The sequence below is a fragment of the Sorangium sp. So ce131 genome, assembly GCF_051519095.1.
Lineage (GTDB): Bacteria > Myxococcota_A > Polyangia > Polyangiales > Polyangiaceae > Sorangium.
In genome coordinates this window covers 10242095-10265028 of sequence record NZ_CP150455.1, presented here as the reverse complement: position 1 = coordinate 10265028, position 22934 = coordinate 10242095, and the positions used below count along the sequence as shown (strand labels likewise).

Sequence of the window (22934 nt, the reverse complement as noted above, 5' to 3'; positions counted from 1 at the left end):
GCCAGGTGCCCTTCTTCATTCACCGAGAGAGTGGCCTGGGATGTCTCGCCCGCAGGTTACCTCAGCTCGTAGACGTCGACCGTGTCCACCATCACGTGGGGCACGAGGACACGTCCACGCTTCGTGTCGTAACCGATATCCGCGGGCGTCTTCTGCTCGGGGATGGCGACCTCGAAGGTGCTGCCGAGCTTCCCGCGAAGCACCGCCGACGCGTCGTGGCTGGTCACGAGGATCACGTCTCCGAGGGAGATCAGGCCGTCGAGGCGGCCGCCGGGCGCCGTGGTGGTCGCGCCGTGCTTGGCGCCCTTCTCGTCGAGGCGGAAGACCTCGGGAGCGCCGCTCGAGCACACCACGAGCCCCTCGTCGCTCCACGCGAGGCCGTTCGGCATGTGCAGGTCGGTGGTCTTCGCCAGCGCCTTCACCTTGCCCTTCTCGATAACGTACATGGCGTCGCTCGACGTCGCCTCGAGGTCGCCGGCCGCGCCGATCTTGAAGCCGGAGTCGGACACGTAGACCTTGCCGTCCGGGGCCGCCGCGACGTCGTTCAGCAACGTCGTGCCGGGGATGGTGATCTCACCCTTCGGCGCCCCGGTCTTGAGGTCGAACATCCGGACGGTCGACAGGTCGGCCACGTAGAGCACGCCCTTTACGATCGCCGAGCCCGTCGGCGCGTCGAGCTTGACCTTGTCCTTGCCGCCCTCGATCCACTTCAGGCTCGTCACCTGACCGTCGGGCGACAGGACGGAGATGAAGCCGTTGTTGTCCTTGTCGCCCGGATTGCCGTTGATGTTCGAGACGAGGTAGCGGTCGTTCTCCGCGTCGTAGAGCACGCTCTCCGGCTTGGCGAAGCCGGTGTACTTGACGACCGGGCTCGGTGCGGCGAGCTTGGGCGGCTCGGGCGCCGCCGTGGACGCCGCGGGCGCCGCCGGAGCCGCAGGCGGGGGCTCGACGCTGTTCGTCGCGACGGGCGCGGCGGACGCGGGAGCCGCCGGCGCGAGCGCGGGCGGCGGGGTCTCCCCCCCACAGGAAACCATCGCGGCCGCAGCGACGATGGCCGTGAAGATGCCGCCGGATCGTGCCATGGGAAGACCTCCGGGCAGCGGATCTACCACAACGCCGAGAGCTCTGGCGAGCTTGCCGCGTAAGCACGCAGCGCCGGCGTACGGCCCGGGCGGGTGTATAACCCACCTCGAGGAACCGAGATGCCCCACGCCGTCCTGCCGATCCAAGCCGTCCTCTTCGACTTCGCCCGTACCCTCTTCCGGCTCGTCGCTCCCGCGGAGATGATCCGCGACATCGCGACCCAGCACGGCTACCCGCAGATCGCGGCCGACGCCGAGGAGCTCGCGCGCGTGCTCGGCGACGCCCACCTGCACCCCGAGGTCATCCGGCTCTGGGAGCTCGGCGACCTCTCCGAAGCGGGCCACCTGGCGTACCGCACCGGCTGGATCGCGCGCGTCGCGGAGCTCGGCCCGATCCTCGACCCGCTCGCGGCCGCCATGGCCGATCCCGCGCGCTGGCCGCCGTACGCGGACACCGCCGAGGTCCTCGCCGGCGTCGCCGAGCGCGGGATCCCCATCGCGGTCGTCAGCAACATCGGCTGGGACATCCGCGCCGCGTTCGCGCGGCACGGCCTCGACCGCACCATCGACGTCTGGACGCTCTCGTACGAGGTCGGCGCCATCAAGCCGAGCCCCGAGATCTTCAAGCACGCCTTGCGGAAGCTGGGCGTCGACGGACGCCACGCGCTGATGGTGGGGGACACTCCGGGCGCCGACGGCGGCGCCACGGCGGTGGGGTGCCGCGTCCTGCTCCTGCCGGGCGCGGAGGCGGTCGTGTCGTGGCTCGCGCCGTCGGAGGAAGCGCGGGGACTCGGGGCCGTGCTGCACCTGCTCGACGCCGCCAACCGGCGCTGACCGCCGCCCGCTGCAGGGCCGCTGCCGGGGATGGCGGCCCGATCCAACTGGGCAGGGGTCTTCACTCCAGCACGATGCTCACGCTCTTCGTGCCCTCGTATCCGTCCCCGCGCACCGTCACCGTGAGCTCCACCTTCTGACCTTCGAGGGTCTCGCGGTCCCATACGAAAGGGTGGTAGAACGCGCCGTCCGAGACCAGGAAAGCACCGGCCTTGATGAACTGGACGTTGAACTGCGCGGAGGCGAGCCCGTCGGGATCGTCGGCGAGCGGGCCCTCGAACTCGTTCGCGAGGCGCACCACATGGCACGTCTCCTCCGCGTCGCCGGGCAGAGCCTCCACCTGGACCCAGGGCGTGATCATCATCGCGCCCTGATTGCCGAGGATCAGGTGCACGCTGGTGCCGTCGGCGTAGGGCACGAACGTCCCAGACGACGCGTCGCCGATGTCGACGGCGCGGGTCTCGGTGAAGTCCTTGCCGAACAACGTGGGACAATCGCGGGCCTCCGCGGGGATCGACGGATCACCGTCCGTGGGGCCACACGCGGAGAGGGACGCGAGAAAAGAGAAGGCGGGCAGCAGCAGGCCGGATCGCATCGCGCGCAGAGCTCCGAAAACAGCCGGGACGAGCCGGGCAGGAGATACGCCGGCTCGCAGAGGCGCGAGGGCGCGGGGGTGCTGTAGCACGCCGGGGCCCGAGCAACCTCGGCGAGCAAAGCATGTCCGGCGGGCAACGCGCCTCCGACGAGCAAAACGAATTCGTCAAGCAAAAACGAATCCGCCGAGCAATGCGCGTCCGGCGAGCAATGTGCGTCCATCGAGCAATACACGTGCGCCCGCGGCGAGTGGCACGCGTGTTGCCGTCGACTCGCTGCGATGCTGCACTTATCACGGCGAAACGCCGGCGGCCCCGCGGATGCTCTGACGTTGGTGTCACGGTCACGGCGACCGGCCTCGTCGCGATTCGTGGTCCTCCGCCACCCCCTCTTCCTTGGCGCCCTGGCGCTCCTGGTGGTCAACGACCACCTCCTGAAAGGCGCCGGGCTCTTGCCAGGCGCCCTTACGGGCAAGCTCAGCGACCTCGCCGGCCTCGTGGTCGCCCCCGTCCTCGCAGCGGCGCTCGTGAACGCGCGCACGTCGCGCGGGCGGGCGCTGGCGTTCGCGGCGGTGGTCGCGCCGTTCGCGGCGATCAAGCTCTCGGCCGCCGCCGCGCAGCTCCTCGTGGGGCTCGTGGGCCTCGCCGGGATCACGTGGCGTATCTGGCAAGATCCGACGGACCTGGCGGCGCTCGTGGTCCTCGTCCCGGCATGGCGCCTCTCGGCGCGTGCTGCTTCCAGGCGGGAGCTCTCGGCCCGGCGCGCCGATGAAGGCTCGCGCACGGCCTGGGTGCTCGAGCGCATGATCCTCGGGGTGTCGGGCGTCGCCTGCGCCGCGACCAGCGCCCCACCCGACGGCTACCTCACGGACGCCTATCTCGTCAATGTCACGACCGGGATCGTGGACGTCCGTGTGCGCTGGGTGGACGCGTCGCTCGATTGCGCTGCCGTCACCTCCGGCGATCCGACACGCATGTTCGGGCCGAGCGCGTTCAACCTCGGCACCACGTATCGGCTGGACCCGCAGGACACGCTCCCGCTCAACCGGGCCACGGCCCGCCGTGCCGCAGGCGACTTCGAGGAGACGGCCTCAACCTCGGAAGATCGTTGCGAGGTGGTGCTGCTCGAGACGGATGGACTACGGCCTGTGATGGTATGGTGGTCCGACCTGCAACACGTCGAGGTTCCCGAGAACGTGAACGACAACAGCGATTTCTGGGACGACACGGAGATGGTGGCGGGGCGCGTCGCGCTGGAGCCGCGCACGGTGGTGGCGCCCGGACAGGTGAAGACGGGCGCGCTGCAGACGAACGTCGAGCCCTCGGTGTGCGCTGGCGCGCCGCAATCGTCCTTCCAGTGGACCTCCCCCTGGCCGAAGCTGCTGGCGGTCGGCGAGATCACGGACATCGATGCTCTGCCGGACGGCTGCATCGAATTGACCATGAGTTATCCCCCGTTGGACGGCGGCGGTGGCTCGGGGGGCGCAGGCGGCGTGGGCGCAGGCGGCGCGGGTGCTGGCGGAGCCGACGTCGGCGGCGCAGGCGGCGCGGGTGCCGGCGGCACCGGCGGCGAAGTTGGAATGGGCGCCGGCGGCGAAGGTGGAATGGGCGCCGGCGGCGAGGGCGGCGGCGAGCCGGACCCGAGCTTCACCCCTCAGGCTCACTATCTGTGCATCCCGATCGAAGAATTCCCGTTCTCGACGGGCGAAACCATACAATGGTCCGACCAGGGCGACCTCCTCGAGGTCTCGGCCATCGACTCGAAGAAGCGGCTCGAGGTCTATCGCAACCGCTTCGAGCTCCAGCTCGCGGGCCTCACCGCCTCGATCGAGGCGACCGGGTGCGAGGGCGACCGGCTGGACTGCGGCGCCTACGTCACCGACGCGGTGGTGGCGGTGCAGAACGGCGGCGCGAGGACCCTGCTGAGCCCTGGAGACGTCCTCGAAGGGCCGAACCTCCGCGTCCGGGTGGGCCGCGCCGAGCGCGTGCTCGCCGGACGTGACGAGTGCGACGCCGGCTACCAGACGCCCAACACGTCCGCGGACCTGTTGATTGCTTACGAATGAGGAGAAGTCACATGTTGAAGATGACGCTGATCTCACTCGGTCTCTGCGTCGCCGCCGTCGGTTGCGGCGCCCAGGACAGCGGCGGCGATGGCAACGTCCCCACAGGGTCGGTCAACGTGGCCCAGGGCGGGGCGCAGGACATCTCGCAGTTCCGCGCTCTCGTGAAGGCGGGGAAGGTCCCCACGCTCGACACGCTGGATCCGGTCGGGTTCTTCGCCGAGCACGCGATCGACCTGCCCGACGCCGACTGCGGCAAGGACGTCTGCATTCACCCGTTCCTCGCGGTGGCGCCGCGCTTCAACGGGGGTAACTGGACGATGGCCTTCGTCGCGATGAACACCGGGGTCGACCCTTCGAAGCTGGAGAGGCCGCCGGTTCACCTGGCGATCGCCGTCGAGAGCAGCAGCTTCGCCGGCATCGACGAGGACGCGCTGGACGCGGGAATGGGCGGGCTGCTCGCCAGCCTCCGTCCCGAGGACCGCGTCAGCGTCATCCGCTATGGCGAGAAGGCCGAGCGCCGCGCCTTCCTCGCAGCGCCGACGTCGGCGGAGCTCACGAACCTCATCGCCGACGAGCGCCTCGGCGGCGGCGCCGGCGAGCTCGTCGGCCTCTACGAGGGGATCGCCGCCGCCGAGAGGGCGTTCGAGGAGGGCGACGCCGCGGGCTTCGAGGGCGCGCGCCGCGTGCTCCTGCTCACGAGCGGGCACGCGACCAGCGGTATCACGGATCCCGACCACATCCTCGGTCTGGGCGAGGCGCTGGTGGAGAACGGCACGGCGTTCGGCGTGATCGGCGTGGGCGAGAGCTTCCTGGTGAAGATCCCGTCGGCGCTGGGCTCGATGGGCGCGGGCACGTACGCCTACGCGCTGAGCTCGGGCGACCTCGGCGGTCTGCTCTCGGAGGAGGGCAAGACCACGCTCTTCCCGCTGGCAACGGACTTCAACCTGGAGGTGACCCCGTCCGCCGGCTACAAGGTGGGGCGCATCTACGGGACGAAGCGGGCCACCGCCGACTCCGCGGGGGCGACCCTGGAGATGCCGGCGCTGTTCATCGGCCAGCGCGACGGCGCGGCCGACGTGGGCGGCAGCCGCCGCGGCGGCGGTGGTGGTCTGTTCGTGGAGCTGCTCGCCGACGCCTCCCTCGGCGACGACATCGGGCCGGACAAGGCGGCCTTCCAGGTGACGGCGGGCTGGACCTCGGCGGAGGACGGGGCCGCGCAGAACGTCGACACCACGCTGCTCAACTCGCTGCCTCCCGGGCAGAACCCCGACTCGATGTGGTGGAACATCTCCGACGGCGGCTCGGGCAAGCCGTACATGATGCTGAACATGTACCTGGCGCTGCGCGGCGCGCTCGACTTCTACCAGGCGGGCGACTGCCAGCGCTCGCTCGGGGTCATCGAGATGATGAAGCCGTCGGTCGGGGGGTGGCTCGGGGAGTACGCGGACACTGACATCCAGGACGACAACAACCTGATGTTGATGCTGCGACAGAACATCGAGAATGCCTGTCGTGAATCGCAGTCGTCCACGGAGCCCACGCCCCCCCTCGACTTCGACGGCGGCTGCGGTTTCTGGTGACCGCCACCGTCACCCTCTGAACGTCGCCAGGCGGCGGCGGGGGGCGCGCTCTCCTGGTCCCGCGGCCGTCTTGGCCTGCGATCAGCCGCCCTTGCAGACGTCGGCGCAGGTGCCCGTCGCATCGACACACGCGAACGACGCGCAGTCCGAATCGTAGGAGCAGGGCGCGCCGGCGGCGCCGAGCGGCGCGCACGCGCCGCCATCACACGTCGTGCCGGCCGCGCAGTCTTCGTCCGACACGCACGGATCGCCCGCCTGCTCGCGCGCCTGGCACGTGCCGTCCGGACCACAGCGAAGCTCCTCCTCGCAGTCGCGGCTTCCCTTGCACGACCCGCCCGCGGCGAGCCGTGGCGCGCACGTCCCCGCGTCGGGCGACGAGGGCTGGTCGCACCGGAGCGCCTCGTCGCAGTCGAACGGCGACGTGCACGGCTCTCCGGCCGCCGCCCACGCCGTGCACGCCGACGTCGTCTGCCCGCTCGCGTCGGTGGTGCGCACGCAGCGGTCCCGGACGCAGTCCCAGTCCGTGTCGCACGTCCCGCCCTCGGGCACGGAGCCGTCCCACGCATCGAGGCAGGACGGCGTGACCTTGGGGTCCACCCCCAAGAACACGCCCACGATTTCAAGCTCGGCGCAGGGGGCCGCGTCCACCTCGGCGAGGCACGCCTCCGCCTTTTCCGGGACGAAGGTGCCCTTCACCTCGCCTCCGCTGACGGCCACGAGGATCGCTTCGAGCTTCGAGGCGCACGCGTCGGCGGAGCTCGCGTCCAGGCCACGCGAGGCCCGGGCCGCCGCGTCGCAGCACGCGAACGTGCGGTCGCAGAGGACCTTCGCATACCTCGAGGGGAAATCGCTGCTTGTCGGCTCCGGGTCTCCGCTGCTCGCCTGCGTCTCGTCGTCACCACATCCGGGCACGGCGGACATCGCAACGGCGACGGCCGATAGGAGCGTGGCGAGCAAGACAGGTCGATGCGTGCGCATGAAGAACCTCCCGGGCCCGATCTTATCAGATCTCGATCGGCCAGCCGAGGTGGCGCTCGTACATCCGGCGCCGGTGCTCGACGAGCGCGCGCGGCACCGCGTCGCCCATCGCCTCGTGCGCGGTCGCGAAGGCCTGGCGGAGCAAAGGCTGGAGGCGGGGGCAGTCGCTCTCCGGGATCGGGCAGAGCGGGGTCAGGAAGGTGGCGGCGTACACGTCGAGCGCGTCCGGGCGGTCCCCGGCGAGGTACTCACGGCCTCCGTCGAGGCGGGCGGCGAGGGCGGCGAGCGTTCTGGCGATGCGGGCGCGCACGCGGTCGATGTCGATGGCGGCGGAGTAGCCGTAACGCGCCGCGAGGTAGTGCGCGACGGGCAGCGGGAAGCCGCGCTGGCCCCCGCTCGTCATCGAGGCGTGGAGCATGAGGAGGCGCGCGTTCCAGCCGAGGCCCTCCTCGCCCGCGATCTCGTTGAGCAGGCCGACGGTGCGGACGCGGTGATCGAGGTCGTCGGGGAGCAGGGCGCCCGGCGGGCCGAGGCGCGCGGCGAGGGTCGTGATCGCGGCCCAGTGGACGCGCGGGGGCTCGTCGTCGTGGAAGACGACGGGCACGTTGTCGGCGCGCATCCACGCCGCGAGCTCCGCGTCGTCCCGCGAGTACCGCACGACGCGCACCGGCACGCCCTGGAGCCGGAACAGCCCCTTCGCGGCCTCCGACCAGGGGCTCGGCACCATCCCCGACGCGACCATCCGGACGCCGCGGGCCGCCTTCGCGGTCGCGACGTCGACAAACTCGACAGGACTCATGCGCCCGATGCTGCCCCCAAGCGGCCTCGCGTTTCAAGCCTCACCGGCCGATCCCACGCCGGGCGCCGAGGGGGAGCGCCGTTGCCGCCGGGGCGCTCCTCAGAGCTTCGCCGCCACGAGCTGGGCGAGCTCCACCATCCGGTTGGAGAAGCCCCACTCGTTGTCGTACCAGGCGAACACCTTCGCGAAGCGATCCCCGATCACCTGCGTCAGCGTCGCGTCGAAGATCGACGAGCGAGGATCACCCAGGTAGTCGCTGGAGACGAGCGGCTCCTCGGTGTAGCCGAGGATGCCGCGCAGCGGCCCCTCGCTGGCGCGCTTCATGGCCGCATGGATCCCGTCCTTCGAGAGCGGCCGCGTGCTCTCGAACGTGAGATCGACGAGCGAGACGTCCATCGTGGGCACCCGCATCGACTGCCCGTCGAATTTGCCGGCGAGCGCCGGCAGGCACTCGCTGAGCGCCTTGGCGGCGCCGGACGAGGTGGGCACGATGTTCTGCGCGGCCGCGCGGGCGCGCCGCAAGTCGCCCTTGCGGTGCGGCACGTCCAGCAGGACCTGATCGTTGGTGTAGGCGTGCGTGGTCGTCATCAGCCCGCGCTCGAGGCCGAAGGTCTCCAGGAGCACCTTGGCCACGGGGGCGAGGCAGTTGGTGGTGCAGGACCCGCACGAGAGGACGGTGTGCGCCGAGCCGTCGTAGTCCTCGGTGTTGACGCCGAGCACGATCGTCGCGTCGTGGCCCTTGGCGGGGGCGCCGATGATCACCTTGCGCGCGCCGGCCGCGAGGTGCGCGGCCGCCTTGTCGCGATCGCTGAACAGACCGGTGCACTCGAGCACGATGTCCACGCCGAGCTCGCGCCACGGGAGCTTGGCCGGATCCTTCTCGGCGAGCACACGAACGGAGCGCTCGTCGATCAGCAAACGTCCCTCGGCGGCGACGGCGCGCCGCTCGGCGCGGCCGTGCACCGTGTCGTAGTTGTAGAGGTGAGCCAGCGTCTCCGGGCTCGTCAGGTCGTTGAGCGCCACCAGCTCGATGTCCGAAACGCCGCGCTGCGACAGGGCGCGCACGATGCAGCGCCCGATGCGCCCGAATCCGTTGATCGCGATTTTTTTGCTCATTTGCGGGCCTTCCTTCGTGGTTGAGAGCCGGAGGGCCGCCCCGGACGAGGCTCGGCGCCGCGCGTCGCCGCGCCCGGGGAGGGAGCGGCGCCGAACGCCGCGAACAGCTTGTAGGAGATGCGATCGAAGTCGTCGAGATCCCGCTCGTCGAGCACGGAGACCACCCGCGCCGCGAAGCGCCCGCGCGCGTCCACGACGCGCCGGCGCATGCGCTCGCCTGCGGGGCTGAGCGTGAGCACGTACTCGCGCCGGTCTTCACGGCTCGGCGCGCGCTCGACGAAGCCCCGCTCCAGCAAGGTCTGGAGCAGCCGCCCCGTGAGCGTCGCCGCCATGTCCGTGGCGCGCGCCAGCTCGGCCTGCGAGATGCCGGGGTGCTCGCCGATGTAGCGCAGGAACCTGGCCTGCGCGCTGAACAGCTTCTCGTCCGCGTAAGTCTCGTCGGAGACGGCCATCAGGCACTTCCAAAGCGCCCCGAATTTCTCGATGAATTCGATGGGATCTCGAGCCCGGGGCGACATGATGCACCTGGTATATCGTATCGATGCACCAGGTGCACTAAAATTCGTACACCTGGTGCATCTTCTGGGCGCGCCGGGGCGGCCCGCCTCGGCGCCGCGGCGCCGGGCCTCCGGGGAGCTCGGCCCTCGAGCCGACTCGGACCCGCCCCGCTCGGGAAGGTCGCTCGCGCTTCGACATCACGAAGCCCGATGGCGGCGCAGGCACACCATGCTTGTTGTTTACCGCATATCGCTCAGCCCTCTTCATCTACCCTGCGAGGCGCGCTCGGCAAACAACCGACCGTTTGAATGCCGCTCGACCCGTCGCAGCTCATCTGAACCGACCGCATACAGAAGACCTGAACTCGTGTCGGATGAGCGACGCGAGCGCAGCGCGAGCTCAGGCGCGTTGCTTCGTGTCGACGGCGTCGACGACGCCACGGCGTGAATTTGCCGAAGAATCTGGGGTAGGGTTGCGTCGGATCTTGCCCGTTGGCGTGCTCCCGAGCGCCCGGATCGGGCGGCTCATCGCGCTTGATGCCGCCACGGGGCGCGGCCCTTCAAATTATTTTTTTCCGTGGCCTCTTCGGGCTGTTCGCTCGCTCGCCTCAAGCCGGGGCTCGCCGGACTGGAGGTCTGTAAAGATTCGTTAACGGTGTCAGGTTCTTGCTCCAGGGAGGGTTGGAGTCTTGAATTGAGCAGCTCAGCGCGCTAAGGATTCGGCCATCGTCGGTCGCCTGGACCGCGAGCTGCCAGGTGGAAGCGCTCGATGTCAGCGCGGCCGCGGCGCGGTGCTGCGCGCGCGGCTCGGACAAGCGCCAAACCCCGGACAGCCCGGTCGAGTCAGACGGACACCTGCTCCCGTCGCCGCTCGCAGCGCGCGCTGCGCTCCGCTGGCGCTCGTGCAGTCAACTCTCACCCAACGAGAACGGTCAATGCGGAACTTCTCCTTCGGCCTCGCCCATCCTCTTGTAACAAAAACCAGCTCGGCTGCGGTCCTCGCCCTGCTCGCCCTGGGCGCCGCGGCATGCGGCAGTCACGGCGTCGGCGACGGCTCATTCGGTGATGCGGAGCTCACGCTCGACGGGGCCGACGAGCCGGCCCACTCGGCGAGCGCGGTCAGCGCGTCCGGCGACAGCGGCGGCGACGGCGCTGGCGACGGCGACGGCGCGGCCGGCCTGGCCGCCGCGCTCGAGGAAGCCCCGCAGCCGCTCGGCTTCTGGCCGTTCGACGAATGCGACGGCTCGACGACGGAGCTGTTCGACGCGACGGGCAACGGCGCGACGGCCACCCGCTCGACCGGAGCGGCCTGCGCGCAGGGCATCAGCGGCCTCGGTATCTCCTTCGACAACTCGAACGACACCGTCACCGTCAACGACGATGCCCGCTTCACGTTCGGGCAGAACCTCGCGGTCGCCGCGTGGGTCAACCCCACCTCGGTGTCGGGGTCGACGACGCGCACGATCGTGCAGGAGCGGAACACCAGCAGTTCGAGCTTCTCGCTCGTCGTTCAGAACAACCAGGCGAGGTTCAGCGTCACCCTCAACAACGGGCGGACGGTCACCGCCAGCGCCGCGATCCAGGCCAACGTGTGGACGCACGTCGCGGGCATCTACGACGGCACACGCGTGCGGATCTTCCTCAACGGCCAGCAGGCCGGCCAGGCGAGCGCGGCGGGCGCGATCCGCGACATCAACGCGCCCATCCATATCGGCAACAACCCGCAGCGGCAGCGCTTCGCGGGCGTCATCGACCAGGTCTGGCTCTCCGCCAGCCCGCTGACCGACGCCCAGATCGCCCAGCTCATCTGCCTCAGGCACCGCTCCACGGTCGTCGTCACGCCGGAGAGCAGCGGCCCCGTCGCCGCGGGCACGCCGGTGACGTACCAGGTCTCGGTCACCAACAACGATACCGAGGAGTGCAGCCCCCGGGATTACGGCCTCAATATCACCGGCCAGCCGGGGATCAGCTTTTCCTTGGACCCCTCGGCCATCCGCGGCGTCGAGCCCGGGAGCACGGCGACGTTCCCGGTCACCCTGACCGGAAACGTCGCCGTGGACCCCGGGGTCTACCTGACCCCGTACGAGGTGATCAACCCCGACTCGCCCGATGGCTTCTTCGTCGCGTCAGGGAACCTCACCTACGAGATGGGCGAGCCGGCGGGCTGCTTCGTCCGGACGGGCCGCGAGATCTTCGTGAAGCACCTCAGCGTGGTCGAAGATCCCATCCGCACGACGTTCGATGGGCCGACCGGCGATCCCCGGACGGGCGCGTGGACGTTCGCGCGGCTCATGGAGGACATGGCGCCCACGCCGGCCGACGCGCCGGCGATGGTCGAGCAGCTCTTCAGCACCTGGCTGACCGATCAGGCCGTCAACGGCTTCACGGTGCCGGCGCGCCCGGCCATTCAACAGGTCGTGTTCGACGAGTGGCCGAGGAGCCCTGACGGGTCGCTCGACCTCCGGCAGGCGCCGCTGATGCTGCTCGGCATCGTCAACAGGATCGACGTGCGGAACCTCGACCAGGGGCACGCGGGCGAGGGGCGGTTCGTGTTCGGCGTCTTCAGCCAGGGCTTCCCGCAGCAGTTCACCGTGATCCTCGAGTACAAGCTCCCCGCGTCGACCGAGGCCGACGTGCTCCAGTGGGCGAACGACTGGCACGCCCTCGGCAGCCTGCCCTTCCCGTCCGAGCAGTACAACGCCGCGCTCCAGGCGATCACCACGCGCTTCGCGGGCCGGAGCGCCGCGCCCGGCAAGCCGAACGGGAGCTCCCTGGGGCAGCTCCGTACGAACGAGATCGCGCTGGCGGGGCCGTGGGAGCTGCGCGAGTTCGTCCTCTCGCCGACGACCGGCTTCCTGCAGCCGGCGACGGTCAAGCTGACGCCGGATCTGAGCTTCGACGGGACGGCCGAGCTCGCGGCCTTCGTGAACGCGAACCAGGCGTCGATCATCGCGGAGCAGCACACGGTCCCCGACCAGCTCAACGGGGTCCCGTTCCTCGCCGGCTCGTCGATCAACAACCTCACGGCGTGGACCGCTCCAGGCATCCTCGACAACGAGGCGCGGCACAAGTTCTCGCTCAACACCTGCAACGGGTGCCACGGCGTGGACGAGACCGGGACGCCGTTCCTGCACGTGAACCCGAGGAACCCCGGGCGCGAGTCTGCGCTGTCCGGCTTCATGACCGGCATCGAAGTCGCTGATTTCGTGTCCCGCGAGCCGCGCCAGCTGAACGATCTCGCGCGCCGGAACCAGGATCTGAGGTCGCTGGTCTGCGGGCCCGCCCCGACCTTCGCGCGCACCGCGACCGCGACCGCGGAGCGGTCCGGCGTGGCCACGAGCCGCTCGGCGTTCATCCGCCGCGGCATCGGGCGCGTCCACTGACCCTCGGCGGCCCCGGCGGGCGCGGCCGAGGAGCCGCGCCCGCCCGGGCGGCGACCGCGCGACGGCCGCGTTCACCCCGCAGCCACGGGGCTTCGCTCACGGATCATCCGGGATACAGGCCGCGCGTGCGGCCGCACAGGCGCACCAGGCCGAGCAAGCTGTCGATGGTCGGCGTGGGCACGCCGGTCAGCTTGCCGATCTCATGCACCACGGTCACCAGCGCGTCGATCTCCAGCGACTTGCCGGCTTCCGCGTCCTGCAGCATCGATGTCTTGAACGCGCCGAGCTTGCGCGTGACCTCCATCCGGTCCTCTCCGCTCTGCGCGATCGGGCAACCGATCCTCTCGCCGATCGCCGCCGCTTCCTGCATCGCCTGGAGGCAGAAGCCGCGCACCAGCGGGTCGTCGAGCATCCGATCACACGTCGCGCCGGTGAGCACCGAGACCGGGTTCATCGTCATGTTGCCCCACAGCTTGTACCAGATGTCGGTCCGGATATCGGCGCTGGCCTTGGCGTCGAAGCCGGCGCGCTGCAGCAGCTTGACCAGCGCGCCCACCCGGTTCGAGTGTCCGCCGGCCGGCTCGCCGAGGAGCAGGTGGTTGCCGAGGCCGACCCGCACCAGCCCCGGCTCCGGGCTGGAACCCGACAGGTGCACGACGCAGCCGACCACCTGGCGGAGCCCGATGGCGCGCGGCACGACGTCGTCCGGGTCGAGCGCCTTCAGCCGAGCGCCGGCATACGGCACGTTGTCGGGCGCGAAGAACCACCACGGCACGCCGTTCATCGCGGGGACGACGATCGTGTCCGGGCGGAGCAGCGGCGCGATGCGCGCAGCGACGTCGGTCAGCGAGGTGGCCTTGACCGCGATGATCACGACGTCCTGCGCGCCGAGCTCGGCGGGATCCCGCGCGGCGCGGATAGGAACGCTGGTGATCGTCTCCTGGGTTTGCAGCCGCAACCCGCGTTTCTGCAAGGCGGCGAGGGTCTCTCCGCGCGCGACGGCGCTGACGTCGCAGCCGGCCGTGGCCAGCCGGGCGCCGAGCAGTCCGCCGATGGATCCGAAGCCGTAAACAGCGATTTTCATGATGTCGCTGCGCGAGCCTACCACGACCCCGAGCGAGCGTCAGGCGCCGCCCTGCGTCGCATGCATTGACTCTGTCCATCGGCGCGCGCGCGTCGTGCTAAGATCCACACGTGCCGAAGGAAAGGGCCAGGCCGGGCGAGACGCTCATCGCGCGCAACAAGCGCGCGGGCTTCGACTACGACCTTGGCGACCGGTTCGAGGCGGGGATCGTCCTCAAGGGGAGCGAGGTGAAGATGCTCCGCGCCGGCAAGGCCGACTTGACCGACTCGTTCTGCACGGTCCTTCGGGGCGAGGTGTTCTTGCACGGCGTGAGCATCGCCGCGATGGCCGACGCCGCCTTCGGCCACTTGCCGAAGGGCGCGCGCAAGCTCCTCCTCCACCGGCGCGAGATCCAGCGCATCGACCTCTCGATCGACCGCGAGGGGATGACCGCCGTCGCTACCCGGCTCTACTTCAAGAGCGGTCTCGCCAAGGTGGAGATCGCGCTGGCGAGGGGGAAGAAGATCTACGACAAGCGCGAGGCCATCAAGGCGCAAGACGCCGAGCGCGAGGCGCGCGCCGTGGTGGTGCACGGACAGCGACGGTACGGACGCGCCTGACGCTCCGGGGCGACGTCAGGCCAACAGCTTATCCGCCCGTTGGAGGTGGCCGCCGGGCAGACCGAAGACCAGATAGAGCCGTGGTTGCGGCGCGCAGCGAACGTAGGCTCCGCCGGGTGGCCTGTCGCGGAGGCTCGCGGTGGACGCGGTTCTGAGCTAGTCATCGTCGCTCAGGGCGGCTCCACGCAGGTGCGGAGACGCCCCCCTGCTCCTGGAGGGTCTCGTGAAAATTCCGATGCATGCGATGGCGGTCGAGTCGTTCGTGATGATGCTGCGCAACCTGCTCGGCATCCTGGCCAAAGGGGAGGCGCACGCGCGCGCGAAGGGCTTTGATCCCGCCGTGCTCGTGAACGCGCGCCTCGCGCCGGACATGTTCCCGCTCTTCAGGCAGGTGCAGTTCGTCTGTCACGGCGCCGAGGACTGCGCGGCGCGCCTGATGGGCCAGGACGCGCCGCGCCCCGACGCCGGCGAGGAGACGCTGGAGGCGCTGAAGGAGCGGATCACGAGGGCGATCGCTCGCCTCGAGGCGGCGCCCGCGGCCGCGTTCGAGGGCGCGGAGGACCGGGAGATCTCCGTCCCGCTGCGCGACGATCTGGTGCTGGAGCTCAAGGGGCTCGCCTTCCTGAAGGATTGGGCAATCCCGCAGTTCTATTTTCACCTGGTCACGGCGTACGACATCCTTCGCCACAACGGGGTCGAGCTCGGCAAGCCGGACTACGTGGCCGGTCTCGCCAGCGCGATCCGCAAGCGAGGGGGCGGAGGAACGCAGGAGTAGACCGCCTTCGGCGTGCGGCGCGCGGCGCGAGGGACGGGTCGGCCGGGGCGAGCTCTCCACGGTTCGTCGACGTGATCCTGCGATCCGGTCGTGCCCCGCCGCCGTGACCGCCGGGAGCTGCTGGACGCGCGCGGGGAGCCGGCATGCCCCGGTGCTGAGCGCGCGCGCTCGTGCAACGAGGTCCCGCCGCCGGCGCCCGCCCGGGGGTGCCCACGTCGTGATTTGCCACCCCTGGACACCGCGAGAGAGTCCTGGTCCATTGTGTTCTGGGCGGGGCGTTTGCCTCTCGTGAGGTGCGTGAGGTCCCGCGGCCTCGTCCTCCCTACAGGGTGGCAACGCCACCTCAGGAGAGCCAAGGAATGAGCAACGAGAGCGCGACGGAGCAGCCGCTGTACCTGCAGGGCCGGGACGCCGTGGTCGCCCGCGGCGAGGGCGTGGCGTGGCGCAAGGGCGCCCCGCCGGACTACCACCTCTCCAACGAGACGATCCCGAAGGAGCGCTCCTGCCAGCACGCGGCCGGCTCGCTGGAGGCCGTCGTCGAGGATCTGGTCCGGGTCTTCGAGATGGAGGTCTCGCACAAGCAGGATCCGGCGCAGTGGCTCAGCACGGTGACGGAGCGGTTCCGCACCCGCGTGAACGGCGGCCCCTGGGCCAACGCCGAGGACATCGCGGAGAAGGGCAGTTATAACCTCATGATCGGCGAGAGCGTCTTCTACGACGCGCAGGGAGAGACCTTCGAGTCCTCTCACGACGTCTTCCACGAGGCCTTCCCGGGCGGCTTCTTTTGGGAGGTGCTGGAGGTCTACTCGCCCCCGCCGGTGGTCTCGTTCAAGTGGCGCCACTGGGGCTCCTTCACCGGGCCCTACAAGGGCTTCGCCCCCACCGGCAAGCGCATCGAGATGTTCGGCGTCAGCGTGGCGCGTGTGGCCGACGACCTGCGCATCCTCGAGGTCGAGCATTTCTACGACAACAGCCAGTTCCTCGGCCAGCTCACCGGCGGCTGCCCCGTCCACAAGGCCGCCGCGAGGTGACCCGCGCAAGGAGCCCCTCGCCGCCGAGGAGGAGATCCAGCGTCAGCTGAACGTCTGCCCGGTGCCGGCGACGGGGGATCGCGCTCGCGTCTGCCGTCGTGTTCCTTTACGATCTCCGGGCCAGCCGGCGCGTTCCGCTCGCCGGCCATTGCGCGGAGCGGTCCTGTCATGTCCTCTTCCTCGAGCGACGACCTCCCGTTCAGCCCTCACTTGTGCGCGTCCCCCGCGCGTTTCCTCGGCTTCGGCATGGCAGCCGGCCTGGTCGCCCTCGCGGCGCCGGTCGTCGCCGGCGTGCTCTGGCTCGTCACCGGCCAGACGTTGCCGCTCGCCGCGCTCATGGCGTGGGTGCAGGTCGCGACCGTGGCGGCGGTCTGCCGCCGCGCCGCCGCGGCGGGCGTGCCGCGCGCGGGGGGCGCCGCCGCGCTGGCGAGCCTCGCGGTCGCCCCGCTGCTCTGGCTCGTCTCGGCGCGCGCGCTGGACGACTGGATCATACCCGCGCCCGGGAAGATGTCCTGGGAGCCGGACGGCGCGGTGCTGGCCCTGGCGGCGCCGGTCGCGTTCGCGCTGAGCGGCACGCTGGGCTGGTGGATGGCGCTGTTCGTCGCCTGGGGGCGGCCCGCGGTGGCCGCCGCGGTGCGCTGGCTCTCGCTGGGCGCGCTCGCGCTGTCCGCGGCGCTGCTCGCCTGGTCCGCCGCCCGCGCGGCGCGTTACCCCCTCCCCGAGGGCTACCTCGCGTCGCTGCCGGTGGCGGCGACGGTGCCGCGGGTCGCGGGGGTGCCCGTCTCCGAGGTCCCGCCGGAGCTCGCTTGGGAGCCGTGGGGCGCGACGACGCAGGTGTACCGCGACCCCGTCGAGGGCCTCGGCTTCGACGTGGAGCGCCGCTGCGAAGGCCCCGTGTGCACGTTCGCCCTGATCCGCCCCGACGCGCAGACGGCGCCCTGGCACCACGGCCGGTTCAAGGACCGCAGCGCGGTGAGGCGGTCCGGCCCGCTCGTCGTCAAGCGGGACGAGGCGCATGATCTCTGGGTGGCCGTCGGCGCGGATGTCGTCGCGTTCCGGGGCCCGGCGCTGACGCCCGGCGGCGTCCAGGTGCGCAGCGTGCGCGACCGCCTGAGCCCGCCCTACGGCGTGATGGTGGGCGCGGGCGGCGGGGCGTTGCTCGCGGCGCTGCTCCTGCGCCGGCGGCGGCGCGCGGCGGCGCAGCTCGGGCGTGTGGCCGCGGGGGCGCCCGGGGCGCTCGGCAACGACGGGTGGATCACCTTCGACGGCGGCGAGCCGGCCGTGCGCGCGGCGCCCGAGCTGCGGCTCGAGCCGGGGCCGGTGCTGGTCCTGGGGCAGGCTCCCGCGGCGGCGCGCGGCGGCGCCTCGCCCGGCGCGTCGGGCGGCGTCTACCGCGGCGAGGCGCCGGCGCCGCTCGGCCCGGGCGAGGTGATCCCGGGCGAGAAGGCGGCGTTGCTCGCCGACGGCCGCGGGGAGCTCGCGGCGCTCGACGCGCTGGCGCTGGCCGTCGCCGTGCTCACGGCGGCCCCGCTCGCCGCGGCGGCGTGGCAGCTCCTCGCGCGCTGAGGCCGCCGGACCGATCCGGAGCGCGCCGCGCTCGATCTCCGCGGTCGCGCGGTGTAGCAATCGCGCGGGCCGACCCTCGGCCCCCGGCGCGGGCGGGCCCGCCCGTCCGCCACCCACGACCCCGACGTATCCCGCGCCCTATGAGCAACGATCTCGCCAAAGCCTACGACCCCAAGGACGTCGAGCCCCGCTGGTACACCTACTGGCTCGAGCACGGCGTCTTCGCCGCCAGCGACGACCCGGCCGACACGCGCCCGGCCTACGTGCTCCCCATGCCGCCGCCGAACGTCACCGGGTCGCTGCACATGGGGCACGCGCTCTTCTGCACGATCGAGGACATCCTCACGCGTTACCACCGGATGAGCGGCTACAACGCGCTCTGGCAGCCCGGCACCGACCACGCCGGCATCGCCACGCAGACCGTGGTCGAGCGCCTGCTCCAGCGCGAGGGGACGAGCCGCCACGAGCTCGGCCGCGAGAGGTTCATCGAGCGCGTGTGGACGTGGCGCCGGCAGAGCGGCGACCGGATCCTCGAGCAGCAGCGCGTGCTCGGCGTGAGCGCCGACTGGCGCCGCTCGAAGTTCACGATGGACCCCGACCTGTCGCGCGCCGTCCGGGAGGCGTTCGTGCGCCTCTACCGCGAGGGCCTCATCTACCGCGACACCCGCCTCATCTACTGGGACTGCGAGGCGCGCACGGTGCTCTCCAACCTCGAGGTCGAGAACGAGCCCACGAACGGCGAGATCTTCGAGTTCGCTTATCCCCTGGAGGACGGCGGCGGCGAGATCGTCGTCGCCACCACGCGCCCCGAGACGATGCTCGGCGACACCGCCGTCGCGGTGCACCCGGACGACCCGCGCTACAAGGCGCTGCACGGAAAGCGCGTCCGGCACCCGTTCGTCGACCGGCTCATCCCGATCATCACCGACGCCGAGCTCGTCGACCCGAGCTTCGGCACCGGCGCGGTCAAGGTCACCCCGGCGCACGACTTCAACGACTTCGCCACCGGCAAGCGCCACAACCTCGAGCTCATCTCCATCCTGAACCACGACGGCACCATCAACGCCGAGGGCGGGAGCTTCGCCGGCATGGACCGCTTCGCCGCGCGCAAGGCGGTGAAGCGCGCCCTCGAGGAGAAGGGCCTCGCCCGCGGCGCGAAGCCGCACCAGCTCGTGCTGCCCCGGAGCGAGCGCAACGGCAGCGTGGTCGAGCCGATGATCTCGACCCAGTGGTTCGTGAAGATGGCCCCGCTCGCCGAGCCCGCGCTCGCCGCCGTCCGCGAGGGCAGGACCAAGATCATCCCCGAGGAGTGGGCGAAGACGTACGACCACTGGATGTCGAACATCCTCGACTGGTGCATCTCCCGCCAGCTCTGGTGGGGCCACCGGATCCCGGCCTTCTTCTGCGGATCGTGCGCGCACATCACGGTCACGACCGACGAGTCCCCGCCCGCGTGCGAGGCGTGCGGCGCGTCCGGGCTCCGGCAGGACGAGGACGTGCTCGACACGTGGTTCTCGTCCGCCCTCTGGCCCTTCTCGACGCTCGGCTGGCCCGAGGACACGCCCGCGCTGCGCAAGTTCTACCCGGCGAGCGACCTGGAGACGGGCTACGACATCCTGTTCTTCTGGGTCGCCCGCATGATGATGATGGGCATCCATTTCATGGGGCAGCCCCCCTTCCGCCGCATCCTGCTGCACGGCCTCGTGGTCGACGAGACCGGCGACAAGATGAGCAAGGTGAAGGGGAACGTCATCGACCCGCTGGATCTCATCCACGGGGCCGGCTTCGAGCAGGTGGTGCAGAAGGCGCTGCCGGGCGCGCCCATCGAGGAGTCGCTCAAGAAGTTCAAGAAGGCGTACCCCTCGGCCGCGCAGATGGGCGCGGGATTCGCGGCCTACGGCGCCGACGCGCTCCGGTTCACGCTGGCCACGTACTCGCCGCAGGCGAAGCGCATCCCGCTCTCGCCGAAGAAGATCGAGGGCAACCGCAACTTCTGCAACAAGATCTGGAACGCCACGCGGTACGCGCTGCCGTACCTCGAGGGCGCGCGGATCTCGGCCGCGCCGCCCCGGGCGACGCTGCTGACGAACCGCTGGATCCTCTCGCGGCTCGCCGCGGTGGTGGAGGCGACCCGGGCCGGCATCGACGAGTTCCGGCTCGACGACGCGAGCCTCGGCCTGTACCACTTCTTCTGGGGCGAGCTCTGCGACTGGTACCTGGAGCTCACGAAGCCGATCTTCGCGGACCGGGGCAGCGAGGCCGCGGCCGAGACGCGCGACGTGCTCGCCTACGTGCTCGAGGCCGCGATGCGGCTGCTCCAGCCGTTCATCCCGTTCATCACGGAGGAGCTGTGGCAGCGGCTGCCGCGCCCCGAGGGCAGCCCCCTGTCGCTCGCGCTGGCGCGGTTCCCGGACGCGGCCACGGCCGCGCGCGACCCGGAGGCGGAGCGGGACATGGGCGTGCTGCAGGCGGTGATCGGGGCCGCGCGCACCGTGCGGAGCGAGCACGAGGTGCACCCCGGCGCCGAGGTGCCGCTGACCTTGCGGAGCGACGACGCCGCCGTGCGGGGGCTGCTCGAGGCCGAGCGGGCGGCGATCCGCGCGCTCGTGAAGACGGCGGGCGACGCGGCCGTGGCGCCGCGGTCGGCGGAGCGCCCGCGGGGCGCGGTGATGAGCGTGGCCGGCGGGGTCGACGTGCTGGTCGCGCTGCGCGGGCTGGTCGAGGGGTCGAAGGAGGCGGCGCGCGTCGAGCGCGAGATCAAGAAGGCCGAGAAGGACATCGCGGCGCTGGAGAAGAAGCTCGGGCTGCCGTCCTTCGCGGACAAGGCGCCTCCCGAGGTGGTCGCGGAGGCGCGCGTGCAGGTCGAGGCGCTGCGGCAGAAGCGCGCCGGGCTGGAGGAGGCGCGGGCGATCGCGGGCGAGCTCGACTGAGCGGCGCGCGGATCGACGTGGATCGGGCTGCTCGGGCGCGATCAGCCCGATCCATGATGACGTCGTCGCCTGCACGACGCTGAAGAACGCGAGCGCGCGGCGTCGCGGCGAGCGCGACGACGACACCTCGGCGAGGTGGCTCGGCGAGGTGTCGTCGTCGACGTTCACTTGCCGTCGCAGACCGGCCCCTCGTCCGCCGGCTCGTCCGTCGGCCCGCCCGGCGCGCAGGTGAAGGTCTCCGCATCGCAGTACCCGCTCTTGCACGCGTCGGAGAAGCCGCACTCCGCGCCGTTCTCCTTCTGCGGCGCGCAGCCGTGAATGAGGTCGCAATCGCGGCTCGCGCAATCGTAGCTGGCCGTGCACGCCTCCCCCCCGGGTTTATTTCCGAGCTTGACGCACTGCATCCCGTCGCCGGAGAACTCACACGACAGGCCCTCCTGGCAGCCTTCGCCGAAGGAGCAAGGCTCCCCCTCCGCCGGAGGCGGCGTGCAGACGTCGTCCGTGCATGCCGAGCCCGCACCGCTGCAATCGTCGTCATCGGTGCACGCGCCGCCATCGGCCACCTTGCCCACGAAGATGGTGGAGCACTCGGGGGTCGCATCGAACGGATTGTCGTCGCCGCCGAGGCCGCCTTCGCAGGTGCCCTCCATTTCAGCAAGGCAACGCGCGGCCTTTTCGCCGTCGTAGGTCTGCCGGCCCGCGTCGACGGACTCCTTCTGCTGGCGGGAGAACAGCGACAGGAGGAGAGAGAGCTCGGCCGAGCACTCCTCCTGGGTCTCGGGCTTGGGGCTCAAGAGCTCGAAGAGCTGCGCCTGCTCGGCCGCATCGCAGCACCTGAAGATCCGCTCGCAGTACACGTCCGCGAACTCGCCCGCCAGCGCGTCGAGCGCGACCGGCTCCACGTCGCCGCCCCCCGACGCGCCGGGATCCTGAGCTTCGCCGCAGCCAACACCCGAAAGCGCGCCGAAGAGCCCCAGCGCGACCGCACAAATCCATGTCTTCTTCATCGCAATGATATCTCCTGCCTCGCCGCGCCGGGGCATCTCGGGAGCCCGGCCGGAGGGGCCTTTGGGTGGATGTTCCGACGTCCGTCCAGGAACGCCATCACCCCGTACTACGGAGGAGCAGGCGGGATCCTCCCGTGTCGCATCGTCGCGATTTTCAAGACGCGATCGTATCGATGTGCGATACAATGCGCGTGCGGGCGCTGCTCGAGGCGGCGCGGGGCCGCGGGCGCGAGGCGTGTTCCGGGGTGCGACGGGCGAGGGGCACCCCGGCGGGGCGAGGCGCGTCGCGGTGCCCTCCGCGCGTCGCACGCCGCGGGAGGCTCCCGCGGAAATCGCGTCTCCGGCGGCTGGTCCGGGCCGTGCACTGGGGCGGTGCAGCCGTTCAACGCGGCGCCGCTCGGCGGCCCGCACATCAGGACCGGAGGACATTCATCATGACGCTTCGCTCGCTCGTCCACAGCCTCTCTCTCTGCGCCGTCGCCGCCCTCTCCACGTTCGTCGTCACCTCGAGCGCCGACGCCGACGCGGCGATCAAGCGCGTGTCCGCGTTCAGCTGCTACACGGAGGGCGGCGTCGACTTCGACGGCTACTCCCGCGGGCTCGGCAACATGACAGGGGGCCTCAACTGGGGGTACCGCGACCTCTACTGCCCCATGGACAACGACGATCGGCTCCCCCACGAGACGATCACGCACCTGAACGTCCACGGGACCGACGGGCACTCGAACGACGAGGTCTCCGTCGCGGCCTGCGTGTCGTGGTATAGCTGGGTCGGCGGCGCGTGCGGCGCGACCAAGAGCACGAGCCACCCGCAGGTCGGGAACTTCGCGCTTCACCTGAGCTCGGCCTCCGAGCTCGGCGCGCTGCGGACGAACGGCGGCGACTTCGCCTATCTCCACGTCACGCTGCCCGGACAGGGCAACTACGTCCCGACCAACGGCGTGAGCAGCTTGACCGGCTTCTACATGGACAACCAACCCTGAGGCGGCCCTCGGCGCGCTTCACCTCGCGGCG

Annotated in this window: 18 protein-coding genes; 10 read left to right on the top strand and 8 right to left on the bottom strand. The window is 71.0% G+C overall.

Annotated elements, in window-relative coordinates; all coding sequences use genetic code 11:
* Positions 1–56: 56 nt before the first annotated feature.
* Positions 57–1082 (bottom strand): SMP-30/gluconolactonase/LRE family protein, encoded by a 1026-nt coding sequence (locus WMF43_RS37270; protein WP_437672171.1) that lies wholly within the window; start codon positions 1080–1082, stop codon positions 57–59.
* A gap of 120 nt (positions 1083–1202) precedes the next feature.
* Between WMF43_RS37270 and WMF43_RS37265 the strand changes: the two genes are divergently transcribed.
* The gene (locus WMF43_RS37265; protein ID WP_437672170.1) at positions 1203–1916 is read left to right on the top strand and encodes an HAD family hydrolase; all 714 of its coding nucleotides are present in this window, start codon (positions 1203–1205) and stop codon (positions 1914–1916) included.
* 61 nt (positions 1917–1977) lie between these two features.
* Here WMF43_RS37265 and WMF43_RS37260 read toward each other — a convergent pair whose 3' ends face one another.
* Complete coding sequence (locus WMF43_RS37260; RefSeq protein WP_437672168.1) at positions 1978–2511, bottom strand: hypothetical protein; 534 nt, start codon at positions 2509–2511, stop codon at positions 1978–1980.
* Positions 2512–2880: 369 nt separating this feature from the next.
* Here WMF43_RS37260 and WMF43_RS37255 point away from each other — a divergent pair, with 369 nt between their 5' ends.
* Both WMF43_RS37255 and WMF43_RS37250 read left to right on the top strand, forming a co-directional pair.
* Positions 2881–4575 (top strand): hypothetical protein, encoded by a 1695-nt coding sequence (locus WMF43_RS37255; RefSeq protein ID WP_437672166.1) that lies wholly within the window; start codon positions 2881–2883, stop codon positions 4573–4575.
* Between the two features lie 11 nt (positions 4576–4586).
* The gene (locus WMF43_RS37250; protein WP_437672164.1) at positions 4587–6155 is read left to right on the top strand and encodes a hypothetical protein; all 1569 of its coding nucleotides are present in this window, start codon (positions 4587–4589) and stop codon (positions 6153–6155) included.
* 81 nt (positions 6156–6236) lie between these two features.
* Here the strand turns inward: WMF43_RS37250 and WMF43_RS37245 are convergent, their stop codons facing one another.
* The 4 genes from WMF43_RS37245 to WMF43_RS37230 form a co-directional block, all read right to left on the bottom strand.
* Positions 6237–7133, bottom strand: a complete 897-nt coding sequence (locus WMF43_RS37245; RefSeq protein WP_437672162.1) for a hypothetical protein — start codon at positions 7131–7133, stop codon at positions 6237–6239.
* A gap of 25 nt (positions 7134–7158) precedes the next feature.
* Entirely contained in the window at positions 7159–7932 is a 774-nt protein-coding gene (locus WMF43_RS37240; RefSeq protein ID WP_437672161.1) for a glutathione S-transferase C-terminal domain-containing protein, read from the bottom strand.
* A 99-nt stretch (positions 7933–8031) separates the two neighbouring features.
* Positions 8032–9048, bottom strand: a complete 1017-nt coding sequence (gap, locus tag WMF43_RS37235; protein WP_437672159.1) for a type I glyceraldehyde-3-phosphate dehydrogenase — start codon at positions 9046–9048, stop codon at positions 8032–8034.
* On the bottom strand, positions 9045–9500 hold the full coding sequence (locus tag WMF43_RS37230; protein WP_437672158.1) for a MarR family winged helix-turn-helix transcriptional regulator: 456 nt from the start codon (positions 9498–9500) through the stop codon (positions 9045–9047). The genes gap and WMF43_RS37230 overlap by 4 nt, the downstream gene beginning before the upstream one ends.
* Positions 9501–10480: 980 nt before the next feature.
* Between WMF43_RS37230 and WMF43_RS37225 the strand changes: the two genes are divergently transcribed.
* Positions 10481–12928: a LamG-like jellyroll fold domain-containing protein gene (locus WMF43_RS37225; protein WP_437672156.1), complete on the top strand. Its 2448-nt coding sequence runs from the start codon at positions 10481–10483 to the stop codon at positions 12926–12928.
* Between the two features lie 103 nt (positions 12929–13031).
* Here WMF43_RS37225 and WMF43_RS37220 read toward each other — a convergent pair whose 3' ends face one another.
* Positions 13032–14012, bottom strand: coding sequence for a 2-dehydropantoate 2-reductase (locus WMF43_RS37220; protein ID WP_437672154.1), 981 nt, complete (start codon positions 14010–14012; stop codon positions 13032–13034).
* A gap of 110 nt (positions 14013–14122) precedes the next feature.
* Between WMF43_RS37220 and smpB the strand changes: the two genes are divergently transcribed.
* The 5 genes from smpB (at position 14123) to WMF43_RS37195 (ending at position 20913) form a co-directional block, all read left to right on the top strand.
* Positions 14123–14611 (top strand): SsrA-binding protein SmpB, encoded by a 489-nt coding sequence (gene smpB, locus WMF43_RS37215; RefSeq protein WP_437672152.1) that lies wholly within the window; start codon positions 14123–14125, stop codon positions 14609–14611.
* 235 nt (positions 14612–14846) lie between these two features.
* On the top strand, positions 14847–15386 hold the full coding sequence (locus tag WMF43_RS37210) for a DUF1993 domain-containing protein (protein ID WP_437672150.1): 540 nt from the start codon (positions 14847–14849) through the stop codon (positions 15384–15386).
* Between the two features lie 359 nt (positions 15387–15745).
* Positions 15746–16417 carry an ester cyclase gene (locus WMF43_RS37205; RefSeq protein WP_437672149.1) on the top strand — a complete coding sequence of 224 codons (672 nt, stop codon included), beginning with the start codon at positions 15746–15748 and terminating at the stop codon, positions 16415–16417.
* A 168-nt stretch (positions 16418–16585) separates the two neighbouring features.
* Positions 16586–17983, top strand: a complete 1398-nt coding sequence (locus tag WMF43_RS37200) for a hypothetical protein (RefSeq protein WP_437672147.1) — start codon at positions 16586–16588, stop codon at positions 17981–17983.
* 140 nt (positions 17984–18123) lie between these two features.
* Positions 18124–20913, top strand: a complete 2790-nt coding sequence (locus WMF43_RS37195) for a valine--tRNA ligase (RefSeq protein WP_437672145.1) — start codon at positions 18124–18126, stop codon at positions 20911–20913.
* 164 nt (positions 20914–21077) lie between these two features.
* On the opposite strand, the gene WMF43_RS37190 is transcribed toward WMF43_RS37195, so the two are convergent.
* The gene (locus WMF43_RS37190) at positions 21078–21920 is read right to left on the bottom strand and encodes a hypothetical protein (RefSeq protein ID WP_437672143.1); all 843 of its coding nucleotides are present in this window, start codon (positions 21918–21920) and stop codon (positions 21078–21080) included.
* A gap of 434 nt (positions 21921–22354) precedes the next feature.
* Between WMF43_RS37190 and WMF43_RS37185 the strand changes: the two genes are divergently transcribed.
* On the top strand, positions 22355–22903 hold the full coding sequence (locus tag WMF43_RS37185; protein WP_437672141.1) for a hypothetical protein: 549 nt from the start codon (positions 22355–22357) through the stop codon (positions 22901–22903).
* Positions 22904–22934 lie beyond the last annotated feature (31 nt).

Bases quoted from the DNA above. Each gene is read 5' to 3' on its own strand.
- WMF43_RS37270 (WP_437672171.1), bottom strand. From the start codon at position 1,082: ATGGCACGATCCGGCGGCATCTTCACGGCCATCGTCGCTGCGGCCGCG.
- WMF43_RS37265 (WP_437672170.1), top strand. From the start codon at position 1,203: ATGCCCCACGCCGTCCTGCCGATCCAAGCCGTCCTCTTCGACTTCGCC.
- WMF43_RS37260 (WP_437672168.1), bottom strand. From the start codon at position 2,511: ATGCGATCCGGCCTGCTGCTGCCCGCCTTCTCTTTTCTCGCGTCCCTC.
- WMF43_RS37250 (WP_437672164.1), top strand. From the start codon at position 4,587: ATGTTGAAGATGACGCTGATCTCACTCGGTCTCTGCGTCGCCGCCGTC.
- WMF43_RS37245 (WP_437672162.1), bottom strand. From the start codon at position 7,133: ATGCGCACGCATCGACCTGTCTTGCTCGCCACGCTCCTATCGGCCGTC.
- WMF43_RS37240 (WP_437672161.1), bottom strand. From the start codon at position 7,932: ATGAGTCCTGTCGAGTTTGTCGACGTCGCGACCGCGAAGGCGGCCCGC.
- gap (WP_437672159.1), bottom strand. From the start codon at position 9,048: ATGAGCAAAAAAATCGCGATCAACGGATTCGGGCGCATCGGGCGCTGC.
- WMF43_RS37230 (WP_437672158.1), bottom strand. From the start codon at position 9,500: ATGGCCGTCTCCGACGAGACTTACGCGGACGAGAAGCTGTTCAGCGCG.
- WMF43_RS37225 (WP_437672156.1), top strand. From the start codon at position 10,481: ATGCGGAACTTCTCCTTCGGCCTCGCCCATCCTCTTGTAACAAAAACC.
- WMF43_RS37220 (WP_437672154.1), bottom strand. From the start codon at position 14,012: ATGAAAATCGCTGTTTACGGCTTCGGATCCATCGGCGGACTGCTCGGC.
- WMF43_RS37210 (WP_437672150.1), top strand. From the start codon at position 14,847: ATGCATGCGATGGCGGTCGAGTCGTTCGTGATGATGCTGCGCAACCTG.
- WMF43_RS37205 (WP_437672149.1), top strand. From the start codon at position 15,746: ATGAGCAACGAGAGCGCGACGGAGCAGCCGCTGTACCTGCAGGGCCGG.
- WMF43_RS37200 (WP_437672147.1), top strand. From the start codon at position 16,586: ATGTCCTCTTCCTCGAGCGACGACCTCCCGTTCAGCCCTCACTTGTGC.
- WMF43_RS37195 (WP_437672145.1), top strand. From the start codon at position 18,124: ATGAGCAACGATCTCGCCAAAGCCTACGACCCCAAGGACGTCGAGCCC.
- WMF43_RS37190 (WP_437672143.1), bottom strand. From the start codon at position 21,920: ATGAAGAAGACATGGATTTGTGCGGTCGCGCTGGGGCTCTTCGGCGCG.
- WMF43_RS37185 (WP_437672141.1), top strand. From the start codon at position 22,355: ATGACGCTTCGCTCGCTCGTCCACAGCCTCTCTCTCTGCGCCGTCGCC.